At 61.2% G+C, this 997-nt stretch carries 1 pseudogene; it reads left to right on the forward strand.

Features of this window, described 5'->3' with window-relative positions:
• Nucleotides 1-187 precede the first annotated feature (187 nt).
• Nucleotides 188-874, forward strand: a pseudogene (locus DVK06_RS16670) (DUF6166 domain-containing protein).
• The last annotated feature ends 123 nt before the right edge of the window (nucleotides 875-997 follow it).

Genomic DNA, 997 nt, shown 5'->3' on the forward strand with positions numbered 1-997 from the left:
TCCACGATATGGAGACGCTCCGGGAATGCGTCGCCTACGAGAACGCAAATCAACGGCGTGTCCGGATTCTTCGCCAGCTCAAACAGCAGGCCGACGAAATCCGATCAACAGACTGAATCACTGCTCGTGGAGGCTGTTTTTCACCCCCGGTAGGGGTGCGGGGGGTTCGACCTCCCGCGTTCGACACATGAAGACGGATTCTACCGACGATCCCAGAACAGACGTACAGACTGCGAGCGACCCTTGCCAGACGAACAGAGACCACATCGAGTATGTGGGGATGCGCGTCGACGACAGACCGGTCGTACTCAACCTCACCGAACACGAGCGACTCGCCCCCGATCGAAGCCTCGAACTCGTACGACAGAGTAGGCCGGGGTTCGAGTGGGGCGACACTGGCAGCGGTTCGGCACAGCTCGCCTGTGGACTCCTCCTCGATTACACCGACGACGAAGCCGTCGCCTCCCAGCACTACATCCAGTTTCGCGATGACGTGGTGAGCCAACTGGAGTGCAGTGGACCAGCCAATTGCTGGCATCTCACCGGCGACGAGATCGAAGCCGCACTCGCGGGCGTCACCAAGCACGAAGCACTCACGCCGGATGGTGGAACGCCAACCCCGTCACTTCCAGTAAACTGGAGTGCCGTGAATCGGTCAGAACGGACAGTCTTCCAGCGGCGAGACATCGACCACTAAGTCGTCCTCGGTGAAGGGACCGAGGAGTGGCTGCTCCTGCTCTGTGCGCAGGGCGACCGTGCGTATCCCGCTCCCCTCGACATACGAACAGTTCCGATTGAGGAGGATCCTGCTCCCGCCGTGCGGGAACTCGTTGTCGAGAGCAACGACCTCGTCGAGCCGGAGGAGGATGTGTGATGGAGACCCTGCGACTCTCTCGAGCCACATACCAGCTCATCGAACGCGCAATCGAAGCGCGGGAGCACATCGGCCACGCACTCGAGCGGTACAACGACCGGCGGGAACGCGAGAGAACCGAGA

This window comes from Halorubrum sp. Atlit-28R (genome assembly GCF_003665955.1).
Lineage (GTDB): Archaea > Halobacteriota > Halobacteria > Halobacteriales > Haloferacaceae > Halorubrum > Halorubrum tropicale.